Raw genomic sequence first — 25,555 nt, forward strand, 5'->3', positions numbered from 1 at the left:
CGGGCCTACCCCGCCGGCTTGACGACCGACTCGAGCTTCGCCTGGACGGCGGTCAGCGCACTCCGGGCGTCGGTCTTGCCGAGCCAGAAGTCGGCCAGCCCGTCGTCGAACGCCTTCTGCATCTCGTTCCAGGCCGGGATGAACGGCGCCCGGTAGATGAACTCGCTCGACTCGCCGAAGACCTTCATGTTGACCGGTTTGGTCATCCAGGACGGCTTCAGGAACGCGTCGCTCTTCTGCACCTCCATGGCGGCCGGCACGTCCTCGCCGGTGGCGATGATCTGCTGCTGGGCCGGCGGCGAGGTGAGGAACTCGATCGCCTTGAAGGCGACGTCGGGGTTCTTGGTGGTCCGGGAGATGGCCAGGCCGCTGCCGAACGCGGTGACCGCCTGCTGCTTGCCCCGCCACAGCGGCGCGATGTCCCAGTCGATGGTGGCCTTGGACAGACCGTTGATCGCCCAGAAACCGGTCGTGTTGACCGCGACCTTGCCACTGGCGAACGCCGCATCCCCGCCGATGTCGGCGCCCATGTCGGCGTACTGCTTCTGAGTCGGTACGACGCCGTGCTTGGTGACCAGATCGCCGGCCCACTGCAGGGCCTCGATGACCTCGTCGGTCGCGACGGCGGGCTTGCCCGCGTCGTCGATGATCTTGCCGCCGTTCTGGTAGACGAAGCTCCACCACTGCGCCCACCAGCCAGCGCCGGAGTAACCCCACTGCTTACCAGGCACAGTGAGTTCCTTGAAGGCGCCGAGGGCGTCGTCCCAGGTCCAGTCCGCGGTCGGTGCCTTGATGCCCTTGGCCTCGAACAGCGTCTTGTTGTAGTACACGATCATCGCGCCGGAGCGGTCCGGGACGGCGTACACCTTGTCCTGGTAGCTGTAGATCTTGCCGATCGAGCCGAACCGCTGCGTGAGGTCGAGGTTCGCCTTGGCGGCCAGGTCGTCCAGCGGCAGCAACTGGTTCTTGCTGGAGTAGACGTTGACGTTCTCGGCCACCTGCATGATGTCGGGGCCCTTGCCGCCCGCAATCATCGTCTGGACCTTCTGCGCGTAACCGTCGCTGGGGATCAGCTGCAGCTTGACCTTCAGCTCGGGGTACTTGGCGACCAGTAGATCGATCCGCTTCTGGTACGTCGCCTTGTCGTTCTCGCCGCCCCACGCGGTCATCACGAGCTCGGCGGACGCGTCACCACCGGACGGCTTGTCGCTGTCGGAGCCACAGGCGGTCAGCGTGATCATGCCCGCGGACAGGCCCAGCCCGAGGAAGCCTCGGCGCGAGAGACCCCCGTTCGACGTTGATGTCATCGCCGTTCCTCCTTCGGATCAGGGGTTGAAGTGGGGGTTAAGCTAACCCTCAGAAAAACCCCTGCCAACCCCTCGTCAAGGATTCACCCGAATCGTGACCCGATTGCTGTTAGCGTGAACAACTCATCTCTCCAAGGATGAGTCTGAATGCCTTGACCACCTCTCGTTGCCGCGACGGATCCCGGACTTTGAGCACCGATCAGTCACTTTCCCGGCCGGAAAATGGTTGATGGGTGCTCAAAGCAGGCCGGCCGCGCGACTCATCCGCTTGCAGCGCTGACGCCGCCCAGCACTTGACCTATACCACTGTGAGCGCCAACATGTGAGCGCTAACAGTCCGCCGTGTCCCCGGAAGGGAAAAGTTGTGAACAAGAGGTTTGTGGCCACCGTGAGTGGCGCCCTGCTGGTGCTCGGTCTTGCGGCGTGCGGTGGCCAGGGAGCGGGCGGTGGTACCGATACGGCGAGTGAGCAGCCCAAGGACCTGACCATCGGGGTGGCGATGCCGACGCAGACGTCGGAGCGCTGGATCGCCGACGGCAAGGCGGTCAAGGAGAAGCTCGAGGCCAAGGGCTACAAGGTCGACCTGCAGTACGCGAACGACGACATCCCGACGCAGTCGCAGCAGGTGGACCAGATGATCACCCAGGGCGCCGATGTCCTGATCATCGCGGCGGTCGACGGCACCGCGCTCAGCGGTCAGCTGCAGGCGGCGGCCGACAAGAAGATCCCGGTGATCTCCTACGACCGGTTGATCCGCGGCAGCAAGAACGTCGACTTCTACGTGAGCTTCGACAACTACAAGGTCGGCGTCGCCCAGGGCAAGGCGCTGCTGCGCGGCCTCGGGCTGGAGAACGCCGACGGGTCGAAGGGCGCCAAGACCGGCCCGTTCAACGTCGAGCTCTTCGCCGGATCGCTGGACGACAACAACACCAGCTACTTCTTCCGGGGCGCCATGGAGGCCCTGAAGCCGTACCTCGACAGCGGCGCGCTGGTCGTGAAGTCCAAGCAGACCAAGATCGAGCAGGTCGCCACCCTGCGCTGGGACGCGGAGACCGCGCAGAAGCGGATGGAGAACCTGCTCACCTCGGCGTACAACGACGGTAGCAAGGTCGCCGGCATCCTCTCGCCGTACGACGGTATCTCCCGCGGCATCATCACCGCGCTGCAGAACGCCGGCTACGGTACGGCGGCGAGCGCGCTGCCGGTGGTCACCGGTCAGGACGCGGAGATCGCGTCGGTCAAGCTGATCAACGACGGCGTCCAGAGCTCGACGATCTTCAAGGACCTCCGGCTGCTCGCCGTCCAGGCGGTCACCGCGGCGGAGGCGTTCCTGCAGAAGAAGACGCCCGAGGCCAACGACACCAAGTCCTACGACAACGGCGTCAAGGTGGTTCCGGCGTACCTACTGCCGATCCACACCGTCTTCAAGGCGGACGTGACGAAGGAGCTGGTCGACACCGGCTTCTACACGGCCGCGCAGGTGGCGGCCGGTAAGACCAAGTGACCGACGTACTGCTGGAGATGCGGGGGATCACCAAGCGATTCCCCGGGGTGATCGCGCTGCAGGATGTCTCATTGGAGGTCCGCCACGGCGAGATCCATGCGATCTGCGGCGAGAACGGCGCCGGCAAGTCGACCCTGATGAAGGTGCTGTCCGGTGTCTACCCGAGCGGTAGCTACGACGGCGAGATCAGGTTCGACGGCCGGCCGGTGCACTTCGCCGGTATCCGGGACAGCGAATCGGCCGGGATCGGCATCATCCATCAGGAACTGGCGCTGGTGCCCTACCTGTCGGTTGCCGAGAACATCTTTCTCGGCAACGAACGCCGGGGCCGCAACGGCCTGATCGACTGGAACCGGACCAACGCCGACGCCGCGCAACTCCTGGCCGAGGTCGGCCTGGACGAGAACGTCGTCACGCCGGTGATCCAGCTCGGCGTCGGCAAACAGCAGCTGGTCGAGATCGCGAAGGCGCTGTCGAAAGACGTGCGGCTACTGATCCTCGACGAGCCGACCGCCGCGCTGAACGACGTCGACTCGGCGCACCTGCTCGATCTGCTCCGCCGGCTTCGCGACCGTGGCATCACCTGCATCATGATTTCGCACAAGCTGAGCGAGATCACCGCGATCGCCGACTCGACCACGGTGATCCGGGACGGCCGCACGGTGGAGACCTTGGACATGGGGTCTGCGGAGTCGACTCAGGAGCGGATCATCTGGGGCATGGTCGGCCGCGACCTGGAGAGCTTCTACCCGGAGCGCGACTCTGCGCCCGGGCCGGAGGTGCTGCGGATCGAGGACTGGACGGTGTGGCATCCCGTGCAGCCGCGCAAGGTGGTCGACGGCGCCGGCCTGACTGTGCGGGCTGGTGAGGTGGTCGGGATCGCGGGCCTGATGGGCGCGGGCCGGACCGAGCTGGCCATGAGCCTCTTCGGGCGTTCGTACGGACGCAATATCAGCGGCCGTTTGTTCATGCACGGCAAGCAGATCCGGGCGCGCACGGTGGCCGAGGCGATCGGCAACGGCATCGCCTACGCCACCGAGGACCGCAAGCACTACGGCCTGAACCTGATCGCCGACGTCCGCACCAACGTGTCGGCGGCGGCGCTCGGCAAGCTCGCCCGCGCCGGCTGGGTGAACGGCCACGAGGAGATCAAGGTCGCCGAGGCCAGCCGCCGGGACATGAACATCAAGACCCGCACCGTCCTGGACACCGTCGGCACCTTGTCCGGCGGCAACCAGCAGAAGGTTGTGCTGTCGAAATGGCTCTTCACGGATCCCGACGTACTGATCCTCGACGAGCCGACGCGCGGGATCGACGTCGGCGCCAAGTACGAGATCTACACGATCATCAACCGCTTGGTGGCCCAGGGGAAGGCGGTCGTCGTCATCTCGTCCGAACTCCCCGAACTGCTCGGCACGTGCGATCGGATCTACACGCTGTCGGCCGGCCGGATCACCGGTGAGCTACCGGTCGGCGAAGCGACCCAGGAAGACCTGATGGCACTCATGACGACCGACAAGGAAGACAATGCGTAATCTGCGGCAGAGTGGCATCTACATCGCCTTCGTCGCCATCGTGGCGCTGTTCGCCGTCCTGACCGACGGCGTGCTGCTCAGCCCGGGCAACCTCACCAACATCGTGCTCCAGTACTCCTACATCCTGGTGCTCGCGATCGGCATGGTGATCCTGATCATCGCCGGTCATATCGACCTGTCGGTCGGTTCGATCGTGGCGCTGACCGGCGCGGTGTCCGCCGTACTCGTCATCCAGAACGGTCAACCCTGGGCGGTCGGTGCGCTAGCTGCCGTAGCCGTAGGCGTCGCCGTCGGTGCCTGGCATGGCTTCTGGGTCGCGTACGTCGGGATGCCCGCGTTCATCGTCACTTTGGCGGGCATGCTGCTGTTCCGGGGGCTGACGCTGCAGGTGCTCGACAACGTGTCGCTCTCGCCGTTCCCGCCCGAGTACCAGAAGGTCGCGAGCGGCTTTCTGAACGGCCTGATCGGCGGCCAGGGGTACGACGCCTTCACGTTGCTGATCGCTGCGCTCGCGGTCGGCGGTTATGCGGTTGGCGTGTTCCGGACCCGGCTGGCCCGCATCCGGTACGAACAGCCGGTGGAGTCGTTCCCGTTGTTCGTCGCGCGAGTCCTTCTGGTTGCAGCGGTCGTCATGTACTTCGCCTGGCAGCTCGCCCACGCCCGCGGACTGCCGATCGTACTGATCATCCTTGCTGTGCTCGTGATTGCTTACGGCCTGGTGACGAAGGACACCGTCTTCGGTCGTCAGGTCTATGCGATCGGCGGCAACCTGTCCGCCGCGATGCTGTCCGGCGTAAAGGTCCGCAAGGTCAACTTCTGGATCTTCGTCAACATGGGCTTCCTGGCGGGCGTTGCCGGTGTCATCTACTCGTCCCGCTCGAACGGCGCGCAACCGGGCGCCGGCAACATGTTCGAGCTGGACGCCATCGCGGCGGCCTTCATCGGCGGCGCCGCCGTCGCGGGTGGCGTCGGCACGGTAGTCGGCGCGATGGTCGGCGGCCTGATCATGGCCGTCATGAGCAACGGAATGCAGTTGCTGGGTGTCGAGCAGTCGACCCAGTCGGTTATCAAGGGCCTCGTGCTCCTGCTGGCCGTTGCCTTCGACATCTACAACAAGCGCCGCGCCGGAGCGACTCGATGACCGTGCTGGGACCCGCAGCACCACGACAACTCCCGTACGTCGCTCCGCTGCCACTGAGCGCCGTACGGTTCGATCCGGCGTCGCTGCTGGGCAGCTGGCAGGAGCTCAACGCGGCGGCGACCATTCCGCACTGCCTGGACAACATTCGGCGTACTGGCGTTCTCGAGAACTTCAGCCGGCTCACCGAAGCTGATCCGCCGGGCAAGTTCGAAGGATTCTGGTTCGCGGATTCCGATCTCTACAAGACGATCGAGGCGATCGGCTGGGAGATGGGCCGCAGCGGCACCGGTCAGTGGGCAGAGGTGCTCGCCGAGGTGGCGGATCTGCTCGAGCGCGTCCAGGAACCCGACGGTTACCTCAACAGCAATATCCAGGGAACCGAGGGGAAGGAACGCTTCGGCCATCTCGAGCAGAGCCACGAGCTGTACTGCGCGGGGCATCTGCTGCAAGCTGCCGTCGCTCTCCACCGTGGTGGCGGCGACACCCGCATCCTCGCGATCGCGCGGAGAGTGGCCGACCTGATCGTCAACGCACTTGGCGACGAGTTGCCGCTCATCGACGGGCACCCGGAGGTCGAGACTGCGCTCGTGGAGCTCTACCGCGAAACGGGCGACGAGTCCTACCTGCGCGCGGCCGAGCTCCAGGTCGAGCGGCGTGGGCATCAGACCTTCACCGGCGGCTTCGGGCCGCCGTACTACCAGGACCACCTGCCGGTGCGCGAGGCGGTCGAGGCCACCGGGCACTCCGTACGGCAGCTCTATCTGGCCGCGGGCGTCACCGACCTATACCTCGAGAACGGCGACGAGTCGTTGCTCAAGGCAATGGAACAATTGTGGGACAGCGCCTTCGGTAGCAAGATGTACCTCACCGGGGGACACGGATCCCGTCACCGCGACGAGGCGTACGGCGATGCCTACGAGCTGCCGCCGGACCGTGCGTATGCCGAGACCTGCGCGTCGATCGCTGCCCTGCAATGGTGCTGGCGGATGCTGCTGGCGACCGGTCAGGCCCGGTACGCCGAGGAGATGGAGCGCTCTCTCTTCAATGCCATCGCTGCCTCGATGGCGTCGAGCGGCACCGCCTTCTTCTACTCCAACCCGCTGCAGCTCCGCACCGGTCACGACGGTTCGAGCGAGGACGCGCCCAGTGAACGGCTGCCGTGGTACGACTGCGCTTGCTGTCCGCCGAATCTGGCCCGCCTGCTCGCTTCGCTGCACGGCTACGCCGCGACCTCGGATGCCTCCGGCCTTCAGCTACACCTGCTCAGCGCCGGCACGTTCACCGCAGACGCACTGACCGCCGTCGTCGAGTCCGGCTATCCCTGGGACGGCGACGTCCTGGTAACGGTCAGCGGACAAGGGGAGTTGGCGATCCGCGTACCTGCATGGGCGACTGGAGCCACTCTCACGGTGACTGGCGCGACGGTCCTTGTCGAGCCGGAGCCAGGTGCCTATCTCCGCGTCTCGTGCGAAGACGGCGCGACCGTGCGGCTCAGCTTGCCGCTGACTCCTCGGCTGATCCGCGCCGACGAGCGAGTCGATGCTGTCCGCGGCTGCGTGGCGATCGCCCGCGGCCCGCTCGTGTACTGCATCGAGCAGGCCGATCTCCCCGACGGCGTCCTCGTCGAGCAATTGCGCCTCGCCGCCTCGGTGCCCATCACCGAAGAACGCGTGCCTGACGACCTGACCCCTGTCAGGCTTCGGCTCTCCGCCATCGCCAGGCCGTTGGAGACCGACCTGTACGCGGCGTACCAGCCGGACCTTCCAGCCGGTACGCCGATCACTGTCACCGCAATCCCGTATCACGCCTGGGCGAATCGCGGGCCTGGCGCCATGCGGGTCTGGCTCCCGCTGAGCTGACGAGGTTCGGACGTCAGGGGGTGCCGCTGCGTCAGTAGCCGTAGCGGTTCTTGAGGTGCCGCCACCAGTCCCGGAACATCCAGGCGTCGAACTCAGTGATGTTCGTCGCGCTGCCGGCCTTCATCAGGAAGCAGCACTGGCCGGTGGGGGTCCAGTCGTAGAAGTCGTCGAGCCCGAAACTGTGTCCCATCTCGTGCAGGAGGATGTGGACATTGTCGGAGTTGAGATTGTTGACGTAGTACTCGCTGCCGATGCGTTGGCCCCAGTCGCCGCCGGCGCCGCCGTTCATTCCTGCGGTGAGCCACAGCGACATGTCGTAGTGGCGGGCCACGCCGCCGGGGCAGCGCGGATACTGCCCGTTCTGGTTGAAGAACCGGGCACAGTCGGGTGCGCACTGTGGCGCATCCTCGCGGATGTTGTTCACGGTGATGTCGACGGAGTTGTCGTTCCACTTCAGCGTGGAACGGTCGCGGACGGCCCAGCCGACGACCTTGAGGGGCACTTGCTGGTACGGCCACTTGTTGTGCCCGACCATCAGGTCCGTCCACTTCTTGAACTGCCGTGCCAGGGTTGCATGAACCTGGTCGCGCAGTGCCGCGGTGACCGGCGCATTGGAGTCCCACCGGACGCAGTAGTTGATGTACCCGCGGTTGGCGATGACCTGGTCCCAGCCATAGTTGCGAAAGCCGTACAGATCGCCGTAGGTGGATTCTTGATGCCTCCAGACCTCGTCAAGCGGCTGCACCAGGTTGGCGGGCGGACTCCAAGTGGCTGGGACTGCCGCAGCCGAACGGTCAGGTCCAGCGGCAGCCTGGACCGGTACGAGCGTGGAGCCCAGTACGGCGAGCAGGGCGACGAACCGGATGACGATCCAGCGACGACCGGGAATTTTCCTTCGCATGGTCACTCCTTCGGTGGGGGCGCAGAGGAGGAGATGTTCGCGTTAACATCAGGAAAGGCGAGTGCCTGCGGACTGTCAAGACTCCGGGTTAGCTGTTGCTGGCGCGGCCGACGTAGACGTTGCGGGCGCGGTAGTAGGTGTCACCGGAAGGGCCCGATGAACCTGACGCACCTTCCATCTGCAGGTTGATGATGATGTTCATCGGTTTGCCGACAAAGTTGGTGCCCCGGTGCTGGCCGACCCAGGTGCCGTCGAGGTAGTAGTGGATGTCGACGTCGGTCGCGTTCACCTTGGTGATCCAGGCCCGGTAGCCGTGCCAGCCACCCGGATTCGACACCGGTACGACGGTGTTGTCCCAGCCGCCGTCGTAGGTGTTGAACCAGTTGCGGGCGTCACCCTTGAACTCGAGGATGTCGCTCTCCGGCGGCCAACTGTTGACCCCGGTCAGCCAGAACGCGGGCCAGGTCCCGCGGCCGGAGGGAGCCTGGAATTCGCCCTTGACCTCCCATTGCGGGTACTGGTCGTTGACCAGCACGCGGAGCTTCGAGTGGATCGCGCCCGCGTGGTAGTGGATCGGCAAGTACGGGTCTTTGCTGCTCTTGCCTTCGTCCCAGTTGATCCGAGAGCCCTTGAGCACCAGCACCCCGCCAGACTCAAGGTAGACGTGGTTGTGGTCGGTCTTGCTCGCATACATCCGCGCGGTGCCGTTGTGGTCGGAACCCCACGGATAAAGGTAGTTCCAGCTGGTCTCCAGGGCGGAGTAGCTGGCGAAGCTGTTGGCCGGAAGTGCTGTCTCCCAGGCCAGTTCGCGGGCCTGCGCAGGCGCGGCATTGGCGACTGCTGCGCCCGCGATCGTCGTACCGGCGGCAAGCAGGAAAGATCGTCGCTTGAGGGGCATGTGGGCGGTCTCCTCAGGAAGGGGTTCGATCAGCGTCCTGCTGTTCCTCGGCGTGCAGCAACCCCGCGTACACACTCGACCACACTTCATCCGAAACGCTCATCCGCCACAGTGCGGGTCTCGCCAGATCAGTGGGCGGCGTCGGCGCCGAGCTCGACGACCAGGACACCGACCGCGATCAGGCCTATTCCGAAGGACATGAGTACGGTCAAGGGTTCCTTGAAGATGACGCGGGCGAGGACGGCGGTGAGGGCAACGCCTGTCGCGGCCCAGATGCCGTAGGCGACACCGAGCGGCATGCCGTCGTCGAGTGACAGGCTCAGCAGCACGAAGGCGAGGATATAGCCGGTCGCGATGGCGGCGATCCAGTTCTTCTTGCGCATCCCGTCCGAGGCGCGCAGTGACATCGTCGCGCCGACCTCGGCCGCGATGGCTCCGAGCAGGAACAGCCACCTCATACCTTCAGCTCCTCAGTTCGCTGGGCCTTCTGGGAGCCGAGTTCGACCGTGAGGACCCCGGCGATGATGAGCATGATGCCCAGCCCCATCAGGGCTGTCAGCGGTTCGCCGTAGATCGCGGCCGAGAGCAGCGCGGTGACGGTGACGCCGCCGGCACCCCAAATGCCGTAGGCGACGCCGATCTTCATGCCGCCCTGGAGGCAGGCGGCGATCAGGATGAACGATGCGACATAGCCGGCGATGACCAGGACGTACCAGACCGGATGATTCAGTGCGGCCTTGAGGGACAGGGTTGCCGCTACCTCGGAACCGATCGCGGCGGCCAACGTGAGCCACTTCTTCATGAAAGTTCTTCCTTCTCGGTGGACTGTGCGGTGTGGGTCAGGTCGATCAGTTGATCGATCACGGCCTGCCGGTCGTCGGCCGGCGCGAAGATGCCGGTGGCGTCGGCGATCCACAGGCCATCCGCGGCCAGATGGGCCGTGCGGAGCCGGGCCCGGACCACCCGATCGGCGACCTCGTCGACGGCCAGCCATCGGCTCAAGACTGCTTCCCAGGGGGCGGCCAGCGCCGGATTGGCCAACGACTCGGCGAAGATCGCCAGGTCGGCGCGCGTCAGCCGGCCCGCGGCGACGACATCGACGTACGCCCGGATCCGCTCCGCGGCCGTGGCCTGCTCGAACGGCGTACTCAGTCGATCCAGCATTGCCTCGTCGACCCGCTGGGCAACGTAGCCGACCACACCCAGCACCAGGTCGTCCCGGGTGGGGAAGTGGTAGAGCACGCCGCCCTTGGTTACTCCCGCCTCCTTGGCCGTCGCCTCGAAAGTGATCTCGATCGACCCGCCGTCATGCCCCGCCAATCTGAAGGCAGCATCCAGAATCGCCGTCCGCGAACTCGGTCTCATGAACATAATTATACCAGACGGTTGGTATAGTTACCGGCGAGCCGCCTTGCCGGCCGTCGGCGGTGGGGCCCGAGGCGCAGAGTCGGGCGCGCGATCGACTGCAGGTGGTCGCCTTCGGCGGGGATGCCAGCGATTCGCGGAGCGCCGCGACCTCCTGGCACAGGAAACACCTACAGTCCTTCGTGCCGTGAACGCGTCGGCGTCGCCCGCCCCGACACGTCTATCTGATGGCTCCACCCAGTGAACCCACTCGGTGCGGTACTGGCCTCGCCCAGTGAACCCACTCGGCGCGGAACCCATCGACTGTGCGGACTGTGCCGCCCGCAAAGGTTTGCCTACGACAGACTCCTGCCACTCGACACACTGGGTTCACTCGACGACGGTGCTGCACCGTCGAGTGAACCCAGTGGGCGAGGCCCGCCAAAACCGCAACGTCCGAAAAACGGGAGGTGGGCTCTCCGGTGTTTCGGACGTTGGGGGAGCTAGCGGCCGCGGGTCAGAATCCTTGGGCGAGGCGGTAGTAGGCCTGGGACCAGCGCAACTCCTGGGTGAAGCGGCGGGTGGTGGTGTCGGCGTCGATGACGGCCAACTCGGTCCGGGTCATCTCGGCTAGGTCGGCGAGCTCTTCGACACCGATCGCCGTACTGAGCACTGTGTGGTGTGGGCCGCCGGCGGTCAGCCAGGCTTCGGCCGAGGTGCGGAGGTTGGGGCGGGGTTCCCAGACGGCCCGGGCGACGGGGAGCTGGGGGAGCGGGTGGTCCGGAGCGACGACGTCGATCTCGTTGGCGACTAGGCGGAAGCGGTCGCCGAGGTCCGCCATGCCGACCACGACACCCGGGCCGGGCGCGGCGTCGAAGACGAGGCGGACCGGGTCTTCGCGGCCGCCGATACCGAGCGGGTGGATCTCGGCGGTCGGGGTGCCGGCGGCGATGGACGGGCAGACCTCGAGCATGTGGGCGCCGAGGATGCGCTCCGCGCCCGGTGTCAGGTTGTACGTGTAGTCCTCCATGAACGACGTACCGCCGGGGAGGTTGCCAGCGGCAACCTTCAGCGTGCGCAGCAGTACGGCGGTTTTCCAGTCGCCCTCGCCGCCGAAGCCGTAGCCGTCGGCCATCAACCGCTGGACGGCGAGACCGGGGAGTTGGCGCAGCCCGCCGAGGTCCTCGAAGTTCGTCGTGAACGCGGTGAAACCCCCGTCGAGGAGGAAGGCGCGCAGTCCGGCCTCGAGTCGCGCGGCGTACCGCAGCGACTCGTGCTGCTCGCCACCAGGACGCAACTCCGGTACGACGTCGAAGTCGTACTCCTTGAGGAGAGTGTCGACGGCGCTGTCGGAGATCTGGTCGACGACGGCGACCAGGTCGTTGACGCCGTAGGTGTTGACCGAGACCCCGAAGTGCAGCTGGGCCTCGACCTTGTCGCCTTCGGTCACGGCGACGTCGCGCATGTTGTCACCGAACCGGGCGACCCGCATGGTCCGCATGGCCGCGTATCCCGCCGCCGCCCGGGCCCAGACCGCGATCCGGGACCGGACCGCCGGGTCGGCGACATGTCCGGCGACCGTGGTCCGGGCGACGCCGAGCCGGGTCTGGATGTAGCCGAACTCGCGGTCGCCGTGCGCGGCCTGGTTCAGGTTCATGAAGTCCATGTCGATCGTTGCCCAGGGCAAATCGACGTTCGCCTGGGTGTGCAGGTGCAGCAGCGGCGTGCGGAGGGCGTCGAGACCGGCGATCCACATCTTCGCGGGGGAGAAGGTGTGCATCCACGCGATCACGCCGGCACAGGCGTCGTCCGCGTTCGCGTCCAGGCAGATTCGGCGGATCGAGTCCGCGTCGGTGAGGACGTCCTTCCACACCACGCGCGGGGCCAGGTCGCCGGATGCCTCCAGCTGCTCGGCCAGGCCGCGGGACTGCTCAGCCACCTGGCGCAGGGTCTCTTCGCCGTACAGGCCCTGGCTGCCGGTGAGGAACCAGATTTCGGTCGAGGTCACAGATGTCTCCGTCATCGTTGGCCGTACACGTTCTGATAGCGGTCGTAGAGCCGGTCGACGTCGTCCTGGGCGATCGTGACCAGGTCACCGGCGGACCGGGCCAGGTGCACGGTGCGCGCGACGTCCTCGCACATCACTGCCGCTTTGACGGCGGCTTTCGCGTCCTTGCCGATCGTGAAGACGCCGTGGTTGCGCATCAGGACCGCTGGGGAGCGGTGCCCGGCCAGCGTCGCCACGATGCCGCGGCCGATGTCGTCGTTCCCGATCAGGGCGAACGGCCCGACCGGGATCTCGCCACCGAACTCGTCGGCCATCGCGGTCAGGACGCACGGGATCGGTTCGCCGCGTGCCGCCCAGGCGGTCGCGTACGTCGAGTGGGTGTGGACGACGCCGCCGACCTCCGGCATTTCGCGGTACACGTAGGCGTGCGCCGCGGTGTCGCTCGACGGATCGAGGTCGCCCTCCACCACCTTCCCGTCCAGATCGCACACGACAATCGCGTCGGGGTGCAGATCGTCGTACGAGATCCCACTGGGTTTGATGACGAACAGGTCCTCGCCGGGCACCCGGCCGGAGACGTTGCCGGCGGTCCAGGCGACCAGGCCGTAGCGCACCAGTTCGGCATGCAGAGCGCAGACTTCTTCGCGGATGCTGCTGAGCGTCATTTGGCGACCTCGTTCCGAAGTGCGCGCAACCGGTGGAGTACGCCGCTGCCGCCGTGCCGGTCGCCCGCGAAATAGTCGTGCAGGGCGCGATACTCGGCGTACAGGCGGTCGTACACGTCGGCGCGGTCGTGGTCGGGGACGAAGGCGGCCTCGGTACGCGCGCCCATGGCGGCGGCCGCGGCCTTGACGTCCGGATAGGTGCCGGCGGCAACGGCCGCATGGATCGCCGAGCCGAGGGCTGGGCCCTGCGTGGAACGGATCACCGACAACGGTCGCCGCAGGACGTCGGCGTAGATCTGCATCACCAGCCGGTTCTTCAGCAGACCACCGGCGACGATGAACTCGGTGACCGGTACGCCGGACTTGTCGAAGGCGTCCAGGATCGTGCGGGTCCCGAACGCGGTGGACTCGATGAGGGCGCGATACGTGTCCTCCGGCCGGGTCTCGAGCGTCTGACCGATCACCACCGCGGACAGGTCGTGGTCGACCAGGACGGACCGGTTCCCGTTGTGCCAGTCGAGGGCGATCAGGCCGTGCCGGCCGACCGGCTGCTGCTCGGCGAGCGAGGCAAGGTGGTCATGCACGGTTTCGCCGCGAAGCTGCGCCTCGGCGTGATACTCGGGCGGTACGCAGGTGTCCACGAACCAGCCGAAGATGTCGCCGACCGCCGATTGGCCGGCCTCGTAGCCCCACAGGCCGTCGACGATGCCGTCGCGGACGACGCCACACATGCCTGGCACTTCGGCCAGTTGGTCGGACGACATCACGTGGCAGGTCGACGTACCCATGATCGCTACCAGTTGCCCGGGGCGGACGGCATCGGCCGCAGCCGCGGTGACATGGGCGTCGACGTTGCCGACGGCTACCGCGATGCCTGCGGGGAGGCCGGTCAGAGCGGCTGCCTCGGTGGTGAGGCGACCGGCCAGCCCGCCGAGCGGGGACAACCGATGCCCCAGCTTGTCGGTGAAGTCACCGAAGGCGGGATTGAGCGCCTCCAGGTACTCCCGGGACGGGTAGCCGTCCTCGGTGTGGATGCCCTTGTATCCGGCGGTGCAAACGTTGCGGGACTCGACGCCGGTCAGTTGCCAGACGATCCAGTCGGCCGCCTCGATCCAGCGCTCGGCCCGGCGGTAGGTCTCCGGGTCCTCCTCCAGCACCTGCAGACCCTTGGCGAACTCCCACTCCGAGGAGATCCGGCCGCCGTACCGCGACAACCAGCGCTCGCCGCGCTCTTCCGCGACAGCGTTGATCCGGTCGGCCTGCGGCTGCGCCGCGTGGTGCTTCCAGAGCTTGGGCCACGCGTGCGGGCGAAACCACAGACCGTGCACCTCGCACAACGGCGTACCGTCGGCGAGGGTCGGCAGCACGGTGCAGGCGGTGAAGTCGGTGCCGATCCCGACCACGTCGGTCGCGGAGATACCGGCTGCGGCGATGGCTTCCGGAATCGCATGCCGCAGGACGTCGCGCCAGTTGCTCGGCGCTTGCAGAGCCCACGCCGGTCCGAGCGTGATGTCGGATCCGGGGAGCCGGTGCTCGATCACGCCGTGCCGGTACTCGGACACCGCGGTGCCCAGCTCGGCACCGTCCGAGACCCGGACCACGACCGCCCGGCCCGACAAGGTCCCGAAGTCGACCCCGACGACGTACTGACTGTGAGCGTTAACATTCTCGGTCATGGATTGCTCTCTGTGACGGTGACAAGCGGAGGAGGGGTGGAGATTCAGCAACAGTTAACGCTAACAGCCTGACCGCTTCTGCGTAATAGGCGTCCCGAGAACGATCGGGGCGATCGTGATCTTGTCGACGTCGGGTGCGTAGGCGCCGGCGTTGCCGAAGACCAGTGATCCGCTCGCCGTCTTCAACTCCACACCGATGGTCCGTTCGAGGAAGCTGTCCCAGGCATAGGTGTAGCGGAAGTACGCGTGCCCGGCGCTCGCGGCGCCGCCGGTCTCGGTGACGTCCAGTCGTCGATCGACGACCTGCGGGTTGTAGGCGTGAGGCCCGCCGAGCTCCGCGTTCGCGTAGCTGACGGCGATGTCGTAGGCGCCGGGCTTGTCGAAGCCAGGTCCGCGCGGGATCTCGAACGTGTTGGCCGCGCCGTTGCCGATGTAGCCGAGTGCCTTCAGTCCGGATGCGTTGCTGCCTGAGGCAGTCGGGTAGGTGTTCACCGCCGTCGTGCCATGCCGTACGGCGTTCTCGGCCTCGATAGTGACCGCTGCAGTGTCGGCCGCCGCGGCTCGGGTCGTGGTGACCTGCTTGAGCAGGATCCCGGCGGCCGAACTCAGCTCGAGTTCGTTGATGCCCTGAGCCAATCGCACCCGGGCGGTGGATCGCCAACTGCCGTCGCGCGCCGCGGTGAGCTTCGTGACCGAGCGGCCGTTCACCCGGAGGTCAGCGGTCGCTGCCGCCGAAGTCCGGTAGTCCAGGGTGACGTCGTAGTACCCGGTCTCCCACGCGTTGGCGTAGACCTCGGCGCGCTGGCCAGCCCCGCGCACAGAGCCGTAGCCCCGGGCTCCAGTCGTGCCGTAAGTGACCTGCGCGCCGCCTGCGTACCGGAGCGTGGAGGCGGGGTAGACGGTCGGCTCGCCGTCAGTGACATCGGTCAGCAGGAACTTGTCGAGCGTGATGTCCGAGTTCGGCAGTACGGCGACGCCGTCCTCGCTCGCGCGCAGCGACAAGGTGTGCTGTCCGGCGGTCAGCGGGATCGTCACCTCCGAGCTGCCGCGGTACTGCCACTTCTGGTAGTCCGTGAGCGCGAGATCGGCGGCGTACTGGACGATCGTCGACCTGGTCCCGTCGACGAACAGAGCATGCCGGCCAGGCTTGCCCGGGGTGGCGCCGATGACCTGGAACCGGTACTTGCCGCTCCGCGGAACGGTGACAGTCCAGTCCGCCTTCGAAGTCGGCTGGTTGAACGAGCCGACGTCGCGGCCGCCGGAGGCGAGGAACTTCCAGCCGCCACCGGCCTGCGGGTCCTGGGTGTAGACGGTGGCGGCGGTGAGCGCCGTGTTCTCCGCTTCGGTCTGGGCCGTCCAGACGCTTCCGGCCACCGGAGTGCGTTCCTGCTCAGGCGTGATGACGACCTGGTAGGCGGCGTACCGGTCATAGGTCGGTACGTCGAAGCTGACGGTGCCGTTCACCAGGGCGACACCGTCGAGGACCTTGATCACCGGTGGGGTTCCGGCCACTCCCTCGGCGCCGGAGAGCGTGTTCTCGCGAACCTCGACATCGACCTTGCTGCCGAACGTCGCCGCGTCGAGACCGGCCAGCTTGAGCGAGACGGTCTTGCTGCCGCCGCCGTACAGGACGGTTGCGCGCTTGTTTGCGGTGTCGACTGCACCGATCGCCTGCAGGGTGTCGACCGCGTTGAGGGCGGGCGGGGTGACCTTCACGGTCCGGCTGCCGGCAAGGTCGCCGTACCACTTGTAGAGCCACCAGCCGGCGTTGGCGGAGTTCGTGCGAGCGCTGTTGTCGTTGAAGTTGCCGGCGTAGTTCCAGTACGCCGTCTGTCCGTCGACCTTCAGGTCTTCCATGATGGACAGCCACTGGATGAGCTGCCCGGGCGTGCCCATGTCGCGGAGCATCCGGTACTCGGTGATGTTGATCGGGATCGGCCCGACGCCGACGCTGGTCTCCAGTCGGCGGTAGTCGGCGAAATGCGATCGGAAGGTCCGCAGGTTGTCGATACCGAGTTCGTGCCAGATGAAGATGTCGGGCAGGACAGCGTTGGCCTTGGCATAGTTCAGGAAGTCCGCGGAGCGGGCCGGCTGCCAGCCGGTGTCGCCGGGGCCGCCGATGCGGGCGTGCCCGAGGCCGTGCCGCGCGTACACCTCCTGGATCTTGCTGTACGTCGCCTTCCAGTCCGCCAGGAAGGTGTTCTTCATCGTCGCCCAGTTCGCGTACCAGTTGCCGCCGTCCGGCTCGTTGAACGGGATGAAGACGTAGTCCTTGGGGCGTGCGGACTTGGTCGCGACGGCCTCCGCCACGGTCTCGACGATCTCGAGGTAGTTGCTCGGCCGGACGCCGCCGTTGTACGGCCAGTCGGGGTAGAAGTCCTGGACATAGATGTACATGTCCTTGCCGTGCTTGGCGAAGAAGCCGTCCTCGACCTTGAGCGCGTCACCGCTCGGATGCTGAGTCCCGTACGGCGCCTTCTGCGAAGTGTTGGTGATCGCGGCCCCGTTGATGAGCGCCGACGTCGGCGCACCCTCGTCACCGAACCCGTACAACGTGCCGGTCGCTCCGCCACGGAAGGATCCGGTGGACTGCGCGAAGTCGACACTCAGTACGTCGGCGTTCGGATCTGCGGCGGCGGCCGGGACTGACAATCCCGCGGTGGTAATGGCGACAACCGTCATGATCTTAAGGAAACTCCTCATTGCGCGCTCCTGTCTCCGACAGCCAGGACGACTGCTTGATGGGTGTGGGGGAAGGTGATTCGCACAGCGGGTACGCCGTCGGCCTCGACACGTTCGATCGTCGCGTCGGTCGCCTTCGGGTACAGCACCTCGACGTCGGCTGCGGGCAGGGGGACGATGCAACTGTCCGAGTCGCCACCGCGTCTCCAGATCGCCAGCAAGGTCTGCTGATCGTCACGCAAGCCGTGCGCGATCCATTGGTCTTCCCAGCCGGGGAGACCCAGCGGCCAGAACGGCACAGCGGTGGCAACGAATGGCCGGTAGCCCCGGTAGGTAGTGATCGCCTCGGCCACCAGCGCTCGCTGGGCATCGGTCATCTGATCCAGATGGCCGGACAGGTGCAAGCGGCCGAGGAGCCCGGCGGTCATTGTGAAGGCGATGAGCTCATCGGTGAACGTGGGCTGGGGATAAACCCAGTGGGCAGCCTGCTCCGGTGCGATTGCTGCAGCCGCCGCAGCCGCGATGGGCGGGAAGTACAGCGGATCCTGCTGATCGGTGGTCGACTGCACCTGCAGGTGCGACAGCATGGCGTAGTCCACGCGCATGCCACCGGACGAGCAGTTCTCCAGAGTGAGGTCCGGGTGGCGGTCGAGGACGCCGTCGATCCACTGCAGCAACGCCCGGTTGTGGCCCAACAGGCCCGCGCCGGCGGAGATCGCATCGTGGTCGGTGCCGACACCGAAGTTGATGTTGTGGTCGAGCTTCAGATAGCCGACACCCAGCCCGCCGACGAGTCGGTCGATGACCTCGTCGAGGTGCTTGCGGGCCAACGGGTGCCGCAGGTCGAGGTGGTAGCGACCGTGCTCGACAACCCGGCGGCCGTGCCGCAGGAAGAACGCCTCGTCCGGCAGACTCTCGGCGATCGGGCTCCGGACTCCGACCATCTCCGGCTCCAGCCACAGCCCGGGAACCATGCCGCGGTCGCGGATGTGATCCAGTACTTCGGAAAGTCCGCCGGGGAACCGGTTCGGCGCCGGCTCCCACGCTCCGACGCTGTCCCACCAGCCTTGCGCATCATCGTCGTACCAGCCGGCATCGATGCAGAACGTCTCGGCACCGACCTCGGCCGCGGCGTCGATCAGTGGGAGCAGCTTGGCCGTGGTGGGATCGCCCATCAGCGTGTTCATGTAGTCGTTGAAGATGACCGGGAGCCTGGTGTGATCCGGGTGCAGCCGACGGCCGTAGCGTCGGGCGGCGGTCAACGCGGCGACGACTCCCTCGAATCCGTTGGTAGCAAAGGCGATGGTCACCGGCACGGTGCTGAACTCCTGACCGGGCGCCAACCGGCAGTACCAATCGTGTTCAGTCTCGGTCGGGCCGAGCAGGCTGACGTACAGGCCGTCGGCGCGTTCACCGGCCTGCCAGTGCCAGCCTCCGTTGTGCTCGAGTTGCCACCCGACGGCCAGGCCGGTCGACTCGTCGGTGACTACGCCGAGTGGGAGGGTGCCATCCGTCGACCAGGCCCCGAGCGCCGTACGGGCGAAGGTGCCGCGCGGGTCGATCTTGTGAGCTTCCCAGTTGAGGTCCGGCAGGACCTCGCGGGTGGTGGCCGAGGTCCAGCGGTTTTCGGCGAGCCAGTCGTTGTCGGCCCACCACAGGCGCAGGGATTCGAACGGCGCATCGGCCAGGGTCCCGCCCCAGATCGCGGACGTGATCCAGGTCAGGTCGACGTCGAGCGAGCCAGTGTTCACGAGGCGGGAGCTGATCCGCAGCGCGCCGGCGCCGGGCACCGCGGAGAGCGTGGTGGTGACAGTGAGGCCGTTGCTTTCATCAACGCTGGTGACGACAAGCTCAGTGTCATCGGCTTGCAGGGCGTGCCGTTGGTAGGACAGGCGGTTGCCGGCGAGAGAGTCGACGTACCGGCGGGCTGACCATGATCGGCCGGAGCCGACGACGCCGAGCTCAACCAGCGGCAGGGGAGTGGCGGGACGAACGACGTCCTGCCCGTTGAGGTGGACGCGGCTGAGCCGCGGGGTGCCGTCCGCCAGGGACAGCACCAGGGTGAAGGGGCCGGGGGACCAGACGATCTCGTCGTGGGACATAGGACTCCAGATGGCGGGAGCGGATCCGTAACAGGGGCTTGCGCTCGATCCTGTTATCGCTAACACTCTAGCCATGATTGTGAACGGTCACAACGGCGCAGGCCAACAAGAACCCGAAGCCGCCGCGGCGTCGATCCGGGATGTCGGTGCGGCTGCCGGCGTGTCCTACCAGACCGTTTCGCGCGTCATCAACGGCCGTCCGAACGTCAGTCAGGAGACCAAGGACAGGGTCAATGCAGCCATCGCCGAGCTCGGTTACCGACCGAGCCGGGCCGCGCGGGCGCTGGCCCATGGCAGCGATCGCGTTGTCACCGTGCTGACGTCGAACACCCGCTTGTACGGGTATGCGGAGACGCTCGGTGGTATCGAGGAGGCGGCCCGAGCAGCCGGCGTACAGGTCGCGATCCGGGTGCTGGAATCGGATCGACCGGACGACATTGCGACCGCGGTCGAAGGGGTTAGCGACCCCCGTGCGGGTGCGGTGATCGTGCTGGCCTTCGATCGGGCAGGTGCCCGGGCTCTGCAGGCTTTGCCGGCCAACGTGCGGTCCTCGGCTGCGGCCGAGTCATACCTGGGCCGGCGGACGTCGTCCGCGGACAGCGCGCGGTGGACCTGGTTCGACGACATCCTGGCTGCGGAGCACGCAACCCAGCACCTGCTGGATCTTGGGCATCGCACGGTGCACCACATCGCGATCCCGTCGACCACCAGCGTTGGTGATCGGCAGCGCGGTTGGAAGCGCGCATTGGAGGCGGCGGGTGCCTCGGTGCCGGAGGTGGTCCGCCCGCGCAACTGGAGTATGGCCGGCGCGCACGAAGCCGCCCTCGAACTACTGCTCGACCCCACCGTGACAGCGGTGCTCTGTGGAAACGACGACCAGGCACTCGGAATCATGCGTGCCGCCCATGATCGCGGCCTCCGGATCCCTGATGACCTCAGTGTCGTCGGCTTCGACGACGTACCGGCTGCAGCCTTCCTCACTCCTGCCCTGACCACGGTCAGGTTCGACTTCGCAGCACTCGGCCGCCGTGCGTTCGAGCTGCTGGGGGACGGCCTGGATCCCGCACAGGTCGCGGCGCCGGCTCTCGTCGTACGGGAGAGCACCGGCCCAGCACGTCAAGACAAGGATGACTGATGAAAAGACTTCTGATGGTGGCGACGGCCGTTGTGTTACTGGCCGCGGGCTGCAGCGATCCCGGTGCCGGAACGACCAACGCCGGCGCCGGTACGACGGTCTCGTGGCCCGCCGAGACGTCGAAGCTCGACGGGGTGAACCTCACCATCTGGGCGGCGCAGAACAGCAACGCCGTGGCCAAGAAGGTCAGCGCCGACTTCGAGGCCGCCACCGGCGCCAAGGTCAAGATCCTGACCGTGCCGGATCCGTACGAGCAGAGCGTCCAGACGAAGGTTGCCTCCGGCGACAAACCGGATCTCGCGTTCTGGCAGCCGACGGCGTCGCAGCTGACCGCGATCAACGCCAAGCAGAACCTGCAGCCGCTCGACGGAGCGCCCTTCATCGGCAAGTACACGCCGGCACTGAAGGACTCCACCGGCATCCTCGACAACACCCGGTATGCGGCCCTGGTGACCGTCCCCGCGGTGGAAGGCGTTTGGTACAACAAAGAGGTCTTCGCGAAGTACGGCATCGCCGCGACGCCGAAGAACTTCGACGGGATGCTCGCCGACGCCCGCAAGATCAAGGCGCAGGGCGGCGTGTCGTTCTACGAGATGGGCGGTGAGAAGTGGGCCACTCAGTGGTGGGTCCAGGTCCAGCTCGCCGACGCGGCCAAACAAGGCTTGTGGGACAAGGTGAACAAGGGGCAGGAGAAGTTCACCGATCCGGCGATCCTCGGCGCGATCACGAAGTACAAGGCGCTGGTGGACGAAGGGCTGTTCAACAAGAACATCACGTCCGCGACCTTCGTCGATCAGGGGAAGGCGTTACTGTCCGGTGAGGCCGCGATGGCGATCCAGGTCAACACCTTCTTCTGCCAGCTGCAGGCGCAGTCGACGACAGCCGAGCTGAACAAGAAGATCGGCTTCTTCCCGATCTCGCCTGCGGGCAACGTCGGCACCGTCATCCCTGACCAGTCCAACGCGTTGATCGCCTTCAAGACCGGTGACTCCCAGCGCGAAGCGGCCGCCCGGCAATTCCTTTCGTATTGGCTTGGTACGGCGTACCCGGGGTTCGTGAAAGAACTGAACACGGTCTCGATCCAGACCGGCGTGGAGACGCCGGCCGCCGTACCGGACGCGCTGAAGGCCAATGCGGCCTCGATCGGTGACTCGGTCGGATCGATGCAGGTGCAGGCGATCGTGAACCCGGACCTGTACCTCAACCTGGCCAACATGCTGGCCGGTCAGGCGACCCCCGAGAAGGTGGCGTCCGCGACGCAAGCGCAGTTCGACCAACTCGCCCAGGCCATCGGCGCGCCCGGCTTCTGATGTCCGTGGAAAAGACCCAGCGACCGGCACAGCCCCTGACCTTCCTGGTGCCGGCGCTCGCGATTATGCTCGTCTTCTTCTTGGTGCCGAGCATCTACAACCTGGTCTACGCGTTTACCGACTGGTCGAGTTTCAAGAGCTCCATCAACTTCGTCGGCACCCGCAACTTCGCCAACGTGCTGCAGAATGGCGTACTGCTCGGTGACTTGAAGGTCAACGTCATCTACGCCGTGCTGGTGGCGATCTTCCAGAACCTCTTCGGTCTGGGGCTGGCGCTGTTGCTGGAGCGTGACACCAGGATCAACCGGTTCGCCCGCACGATGATCTTCGTCCCGGTGCTGATGTCGGCCCTTGCCGTCGGCTACATTTTCCAAGCCCTGCTTAAGCCGGTAGGGCCGGTGAACGCACTGCTGTCGTTCGTCACCGGGCAGGACATCGGCTATGCCTGGCTGAACGATCCGGACCGCACCCTGCTGTGGCTGACCCTCATCCACTCCTGGAAGTGGATGGGGCTGGCGATGCTGATCTACCTGGCCGGGTTGAAGACCATCAGCGCCGACGTCCTCGAGGCGGCGCGGATCGACGGGGTTAACCGGTGGCAGGCATTCCTGCACGTGAAGGTGCCGTACCTCGCCCCCGCGGTCACGTTCAACGTCGCCACCGCGCTGCTCGGATCGATGAACAGCTTCGACATCGCCCAGGCCACCACCGGCGGCGGTCCCGGGCAGACCACCGAGATCCTGAACATCTTCATCTACCGAACCTTCGGCCAGGGCCTGTTCGCCCAGGCCACCACGATGAGTCTGGTCCTCGTGCTCGTCATCTCGCTGATGGCCTTCCCGACAATCATCCTGCTACGACGCCGGGAGCGTGTTCTGTGAGGACCGGCCGGAGCTTGATCCAGCCTGTGGCAGTCCTGCTGCTGGTCGCGGTGGTGATCGGGATTCCGTTGTGGCTGGTCGTTGTGACCTCGGCCAAGTCCCAGGGTGACGCACTCGACCCGTCGCTGGCACTCCCTACCGACGGCTGGCACTTCGCTCAGAACTACGCACGTGCCTTCACCGAGGGCCGGGTGATCCGGGCCTTCCTCGGCAGCGTGTCGATCGTCGTACCGGCTGCTGTGCTGGTGCTGCTGTTCGGGTCGATGGCCTCGTGGGTGCTGGCCCGTCGTACCGGTGCGTGGCTCGCAGCCGTGTACGCCGTCGCAATCAGCGGCATCGTCATTCCGCCTGCTGTCATCACCTTGGTGTTGTTGCTACGGCAACTCCGGCTGGCCGGCACCTTGTCCGGCATGGTGCTGGTGTACGTCGGCATCTACCTGTCGACGGCGATCTTCTTCATCACCGGGTTCATCCGGACGATTCCGCACGAGGTCGAGGAAGCCGCCCGGGTCGACGGTGCAGGCCCGGTCCGCACGTTCTTCACGATCATCCTGCCGCTGCTCCGGCCCGTGCTGGCCACAGCGACGATTCTGATCTGCCTGTACATCTGGAACGACGTCTTCTTCGCGTTCTTCGTCATCGGCGGCCGCATGGACACCTTGCCGCTCAACCTGTTCCAGGTCGCCAGCGCCGGCGTCTACCTGAACAACTGGAACCTCATCTTCGCCTACGTGGTCCAGATGAGCCTCCCGCTCTTAGTGCTCTTCGCCGTAGCCCAACGCCGCATCATCTCCGGCATCACCGGCGGCGCCGTCAAGTGAACCCGGGGCAGTCCGCCGCGCAGCTTTGAGAACCCACCAACCACGCAACGCGCGCCAAAACGGTCGATGGGTTCCCAAAGTGCGTCCGTTCGGCGCGCGGGCTTGCCTTTGTGGAGCGACAAGGGCAGCTGGTGGCCTTGGCGATCCACAAAGCGAGCTGGGCTGGGGCGTGGAAGATTTGCTGGCCGACGGCAGCCGCCACGAGCGGACCGTCGTGATCGTCGAAATGCAGGTACGGCAACTGTGTACTAGCTCAACGACAGGGAGACCGTTACGTACGAGTGCGGGGGCAGTACTAGCTTGAGGCCCGCCGGATGTGCTTCGAGGTCCGTGAAGGCTTCTGGGGCTACGGCCTGGGGTGCTTCCGGGGTGTTGTGGGCCTGCGGTGTCTTGGCGGACAGGATCCGGGCGGTGTGCCCCGATACCTCCCGGCCGCGGAGGTTGAGGATCACGGTCTGGGGCTCTTCGGCGTCCAGGTTCGACAGTGAAATGAGGGCGGTGTCGTCCTTTGTGGAGGCTGAGGCGGAGATGAGGCCGAGACCGTCGCGGCTGGGTGCGTCGAGGAGGTGCACGGCCAGGCTGTCGGCGTCGTGGTGGCCGGTGTTCATCTCGAAGACGTGGTACGTCGGGGTGCGCACCAGCGCGTTGGTGTCGGGGTCGGTGAGGATCATCGCCTGCAGGACGTTGACGGTCTGGGCGATGTTGGCCATCGTCAGCCGCGCCGCGTGCCGGTGGAAGGTGTCGAAGTGCAGGCTGGCGACCAGCGCGTCGCGGATGGTGTTCTGCTGGTAGAGGAAGCCGGGATTGGTGCCCTCGGCAACGTTCCACCAGGTGCCCCACTCGTCGAGGACGAGACCGACCTTGCCGTAGGGGTCGTGGACGTCCATCAAGGTCGAGTGCCGGCGGAGCAGCTCGTCGATCTTGCCGGCCTTCGTCAGCGTCGAGTAGTACTCGTCGAGATCGAAGTCGGTGGCGTGGCCCTTGTCCTCCCAGGTGCCCGCGATCGTGTAGTAGTGCAAGGAAAGTCCCTGCAGTGGGCCGCTGCCGCAGCCGCCGATCGTGCGCATCAGCGTGTCGGTCCACGCGTAGTCGTCGGAGTTCGCGCCGGTCGCGATCCGGTAGAGCTTGTTGTCGCCGTGGTCGCGGCAGTAGGTCGCGTACTGCCGCGCCAGGTCGGCGTACGCCTCGGCGCGCATGTTGCCGCCGCAACCCCACGACTCGTTGCCGATGCCCCAGAACGGGACGCGCCACGGCTCTTCCCGGCCGTTCGCGCGCCGCAGGTTCACCATCGGCGACTCGCCGACGCCGGTCAGGTAGTCGACCCACTCGCGCATCTCGCGGACCGAGCCGGAGCCGACGTTGCCGCTGATGTAGGGATCGGCACCGAGCAGTTCGCAGAGGTCGAGGAACTCGTGGGTGCCGAAGCTGTTGTCCTCGACGACATTGCCCCAGTGGGTGTTGACCATCGTCGGGCGCTCTTCGCGCGGGCCGACTCCGTCGCGCCAGTGGTACTCGTCGGCGAAGCAGCCGCCCGGCCAGCGCAGGTTCGGGATCTTCAATGCGCGCAGCGCCTCGACCACGTCGGTGCGGATGCCGCGGATGTTCGGGATGGGGGAGTCCTCGCCGACCCAGAACCCGCCGTAGATACAGCGCCCGAGGTGTTCGGCGAAGTGGCCGTAGAGATGGCGGCTGATCCGGGCTCCGGGCAGATCGAGGTCGACAACCGCACGCGTGGTGGTCACAAGACAGTCCTCTGGGTTGGTGGGCGGGCCCAGGAAGTATATCG

General features: G+C 66.4%; 20 protein-coding genes. 8 read left to right on the top strand and 12 right to left on the bottom strand.

Annotated elements, in window-relative coordinates; all coding sequences use genetic code 11:
- Positions 1-5: 5 nt before the first annotated feature.
- Entirely contained in the window at positions 6-1,307 is a 1,302-nt protein-coding gene (locus tag E1263_RS09485) for an ABC transporter substrate-binding protein (RefSeq protein WP_132166829.1), read from the bottom strand.
- 364 nt (positions 1,308-1,671) lie between these two features.
- Here E1263_RS09485 and chvE point away from each other — a divergent pair, with 364 nt between their 5' ends.
- Genes chvE through E1263_RS09505 form a run of 4 tightly spaced genes read left to right on the top strand, consistent with a single transcriptional unit; the run spans position 1,672 to position 7,346 of the window.
- A complete protein-coding gene (chvE, locus tag E1263_RS09490; protein ID WP_132166830.1) occupies positions 1,672-2,811 on the top strand; it encodes a multiple monosaccharide ABC transporter substrate-binding protein in 1,140 nt (379 codons plus the stop codon).
- Entirely contained in the window at positions 2,808-4,346 is a 1,539-nt protein-coding gene (mmsA, locus tag E1263_RS09495; protein ID WP_132166831.1) for a multiple monosaccharide ABC transporter ATP-binding protein, read from the top strand. Before chvE ends, mmsA begins: the two co-directional genes overlap by 4 nt.
- The gene (mmsB, locus tag E1263_RS09500; protein ID WP_132166832.1) at positions 4,339-5,487 is read left to right on the top strand and encodes a multiple monosaccharide ABC transporter permease; all 1,149 of its coding nucleotides are present in this window, start codon (positions 4,339-4,341) and stop codon (positions 5,485-5,487) included. The genes mmsA and mmsB overlap by 8 nt, the downstream gene beginning before the upstream one ends.
- On the top strand, positions 5,484-7,346 hold the full coding sequence (locus E1263_RS09505) for a glycoside hydrolase family 127 protein (protein WP_132166833.1): 1,863 nt from the start codon (positions 5,484-5,486) through the stop codon (positions 7,344-7,346). The genes mmsB and E1263_RS09505 overlap by 4 nt, the downstream gene beginning before the upstream one ends.
- Positions 7,347-7,377: 31 nt before the next feature.
- Here the strand turns inward: E1263_RS09505 and E1263_RS09510 are convergent, their stop codons facing one another.
- The 10 genes from E1263_RS09510 to E1263_RS09555 all read right to left on the bottom strand — a co-directional run bounded on the left by E1263_RS09510 (position 7,378) and on the right by E1263_RS09555 (position 19,622).
- A complete protein-coding gene (locus E1263_RS09510; protein WP_132166834.1) occupies positions 7,378-8,247 on the bottom strand; it encodes a zinc metalloprotease in 870 nt (289 codons plus the stop codon).
- Between the two features lie 88 nt (positions 8,248-8,335).
- A complete protein-coding gene (locus E1263_RS09515; protein ID WP_132166835.1) occupies positions 8,336-9,145 on the bottom strand; it encodes a glycoside hydrolase family 16 protein in 810 nt (269 codons plus the stop codon).
- 128 nt (positions 9,146-9,273) lie between these two features.
- Complete coding sequence (locus E1263_RS09520) at positions 9,274-9,603, bottom strand: DMT family transporter (protein ID WP_132166836.1); 330 nt, start codon at positions 9,601-9,603, stop codon at positions 9,274-9,276.
- On the bottom strand, positions 9,600-9,947 hold the full coding sequence (locus E1263_RS09525) for a DMT family transporter (protein WP_132166837.1): 348 nt from the start codon (positions 9,945-9,947) through the stop codon (positions 9,600-9,602). The genes E1263_RS09520 and E1263_RS09525 overlap by 4 nt, the downstream gene beginning before the upstream one ends.
- A complete protein-coding gene (locus tag E1263_RS09530) occupies positions 9,944-10,510 on the bottom strand; it encodes a TetR/AcrR family transcriptional regulator (RefSeq protein WP_165956556.1) in 567 nt (188 codons plus the stop codon). The genes E1263_RS09525 and E1263_RS09530 overlap by 4 nt, the downstream gene beginning before the upstream one ends.
- A 496-nt stretch (positions 10,511-11,006) precedes the next feature.
- Positions 11,007-12,497, bottom strand: a complete 1,491-nt coding sequence (gene araA, locus E1263_RS09535) for an L-arabinose isomerase (protein WP_238161142.1) — start codon at positions 12,495-12,497, stop codon at positions 11,007-11,009.
- A gap of 11 nt (positions 12,498-12,508) precedes the next feature.
- Positions 12,509-13,162 (bottom strand): L-ribulose-5-phosphate 4-epimerase, encoded by a 654-nt coding sequence (locus E1263_RS09540; protein ID WP_132166840.1) that lies wholly within the window; start codon positions 13,160-13,162, stop codon positions 12,509-12,511.
- Positions 13,159-14,838, bottom strand: a complete 1,680-nt coding sequence (gene araB, locus E1263_RS09545) for a ribulokinase (protein ID WP_132166841.1) — start codon at positions 14,836-14,838, stop codon at positions 13,159-13,161. Before araB ends, E1263_RS09540 begins: the two co-directional genes overlap by 4 nt.
- A gap of 60 nt (positions 14,839-14,898) precedes the next feature.
- Positions 14,899-17,541, bottom strand: coding sequence for a carbohydrate-binding protein (locus E1263_RS09550; protein WP_132166842.1), 2,643 nt, complete (start codon positions 17,539-17,541; stop codon positions 14,899-14,901).
- On the bottom strand, positions 17,538-19,622 hold the full coding sequence (locus tag E1263_RS09555; protein WP_132166843.1) for a glycoside hydrolase family 36 protein: 2,085 nt from the start codon (positions 19,620-19,622) through the stop codon (positions 17,538-17,540). Before E1263_RS09555 ends, E1263_RS09550 begins: the two co-directional genes overlap by 4 nt.
- Before the next feature lie 73 nt (positions 19,623-19,695).
- Between E1263_RS09555 and E1263_RS09560 the strand changes: the two genes are divergently transcribed.
- The 4 genes from E1263_RS09560 to E1263_RS09575 are packed head-to-tail and all read left to right on the top strand — an operon-like array spanning position 19,696 to position 23,769.
- Positions 19,696-20,757, top strand: coding sequence for a LacI family DNA-binding transcriptional regulator (locus E1263_RS09560; RefSeq protein WP_132166844.1), 1,062 nt, complete (start codon positions 19,696-19,698; stop codon positions 20,755-20,757).
- On the top strand, positions 20,757-22,067 hold the full coding sequence (locus E1263_RS09565) for an ABC transporter substrate-binding protein (RefSeq protein WP_132166845.1): 1,311 nt from the start codon (positions 20,757-20,759) through the stop codon (positions 22,065-22,067). Before E1263_RS09560 ends, E1263_RS09565 begins: the two co-directional genes overlap by 1 nt.
- The gene (locus tag E1263_RS09570) at positions 22,067-22,948 is read left to right on the top strand and encodes a carbohydrate ABC transporter permease (RefSeq protein ID WP_165956557.1); all 882 of its coding nucleotides are present in this window, start codon (positions 22,067-22,069) and stop codon (positions 22,946-22,948) included. The genes E1263_RS09565 and E1263_RS09570 overlap by 1 nt, the downstream gene beginning before the upstream one ends.
- A gap of 14 nt (positions 22,949-22,962) precedes the next feature.
- The gene (locus tag E1263_RS09575; protein ID WP_238161144.1) at positions 22,963-23,769 is read left to right on the top strand and encodes a carbohydrate ABC transporter permease; all 807 of its coding nucleotides are present in this window, start codon (positions 22,963-22,965) and stop codon (positions 23,767-23,769) included.
- 248 nt (positions 23,770-24,017) lie between these two features.
- Here the strand turns inward: E1263_RS09575 and E1263_RS09580 are convergent, their stop codons facing one another.
- Entirely contained in the window at positions 24,018-25,511 is a 1,494-nt protein-coding gene (locus E1263_RS09580; RefSeq protein WP_202868802.1) for an alpha-N-arabinofuranosidase, read from the bottom strand.
- Positions 25,512-25,555 lie beyond the last annotated feature (44 nt).

Origin of the sequence: Kribbella antibiotica, from assembly GCF_004349055.1 — a bacterium.
GTDB lineage: Bacteria > Actinomycetota > Actinomycetes > Propionibacteriales > Kribbellaceae > Kribbella > Kribbella antibiotica.

Coding starts and splice junctions, on each gene's coding strand:
- E1263_RS09485 (WP_132166829.1), bottom strand. CDS start 1,307: ATGACATCAACGTCGAACGGGGGTCTCTCGCGCCGAGGCTTCCTCGGG.
- mmsB (WP_132166832.1), top strand. CDS start 4,339: ATGCGTAATCTGCGGCAGAGTGGCATCTACATCGCCTTCGTCGCCATC.
- E1263_RS09505 (WP_132166833.1), top strand. CDS start 5,484: ATGACCGTGCTGGGACCCGCAGCACCACGACAACTCCCGTACGTCGCT.
- E1263_RS09510 (WP_132166834.1), bottom strand. CDS start 8,247: ATGCGAAGGAAAATTCCCGGTCGTCGCTGGATCGTCATCCGGTTCGTC.
- E1263_RS09515 (WP_132166835.1), bottom strand. CDS start 9,145: ATGCCCCTCAAGCGACGATCTTTCCTGCTTGCCGCCGGTACGACGATC.
- E1263_RS09520 (WP_132166836.1), bottom strand. CDS start 9,603: ATGAGGTGGCTGTTCCTGCTCGGAGCCATCGCGGCCGAGGTCGGCGCG.
- E1263_RS09525 (WP_132166837.1), bottom strand. CDS start 9,947: ATGAAGAAGTGGCTCACGTTGGCCGCCGCGATCGGTTCCGAGGTAGCG.
- E1263_RS09530 (WP_165956556.1), bottom strand. CDS start 10,510: ATGAGACCGAGTTCGCGGACGGCGATTCTGGATGCTGCCTTCAGATTG.
- E1263_RS09540 (WP_132166840.1), bottom strand. CDS start 13,162: ATGACGCTCAGCAGCATCCGCGAAGAAGTCTGCGCTCTGCATGCCGAA.
- araB (WP_132166841.1), bottom strand. CDS start 14,838: ATGACCGAGAATGTTAACGCTCACAGTCAGTACGTCGTCGGGGTCGAC.
- E1263_RS09550 (WP_132166842.1), bottom strand. CDS start 17,541: ATGAGGAGTTTCCTTAAGATCATGACGGTTGTCGCCATTACCACCGCG.
- E1263_RS09555 (WP_132166843.1), bottom strand. CDS start 19,622: ATGTCCCACGACGAGATCGTCTGGTCCCCCGGCCCCTTCACCCTGGTG.
- E1263_RS09560 (WP_132166844.1), top strand. CDS start 19,696: ATGATTGTGAACGGTCACAACGGCGCAGGCCAACAAGAACCCGAAGCC.
- E1263_RS09565 (WP_132166845.1), top strand. CDS start 20,757: ATGAAAAGACTTCTGATGGTGGCGACGGCCGTTGTGTTACTGGCCGCG.
- E1263_RS09570 (WP_165956557.1), top strand. CDS start 22,067: ATGTCCGTGGAAAAGACCCAGCGACCGGCACAGCCCCTGACCTTCCTG.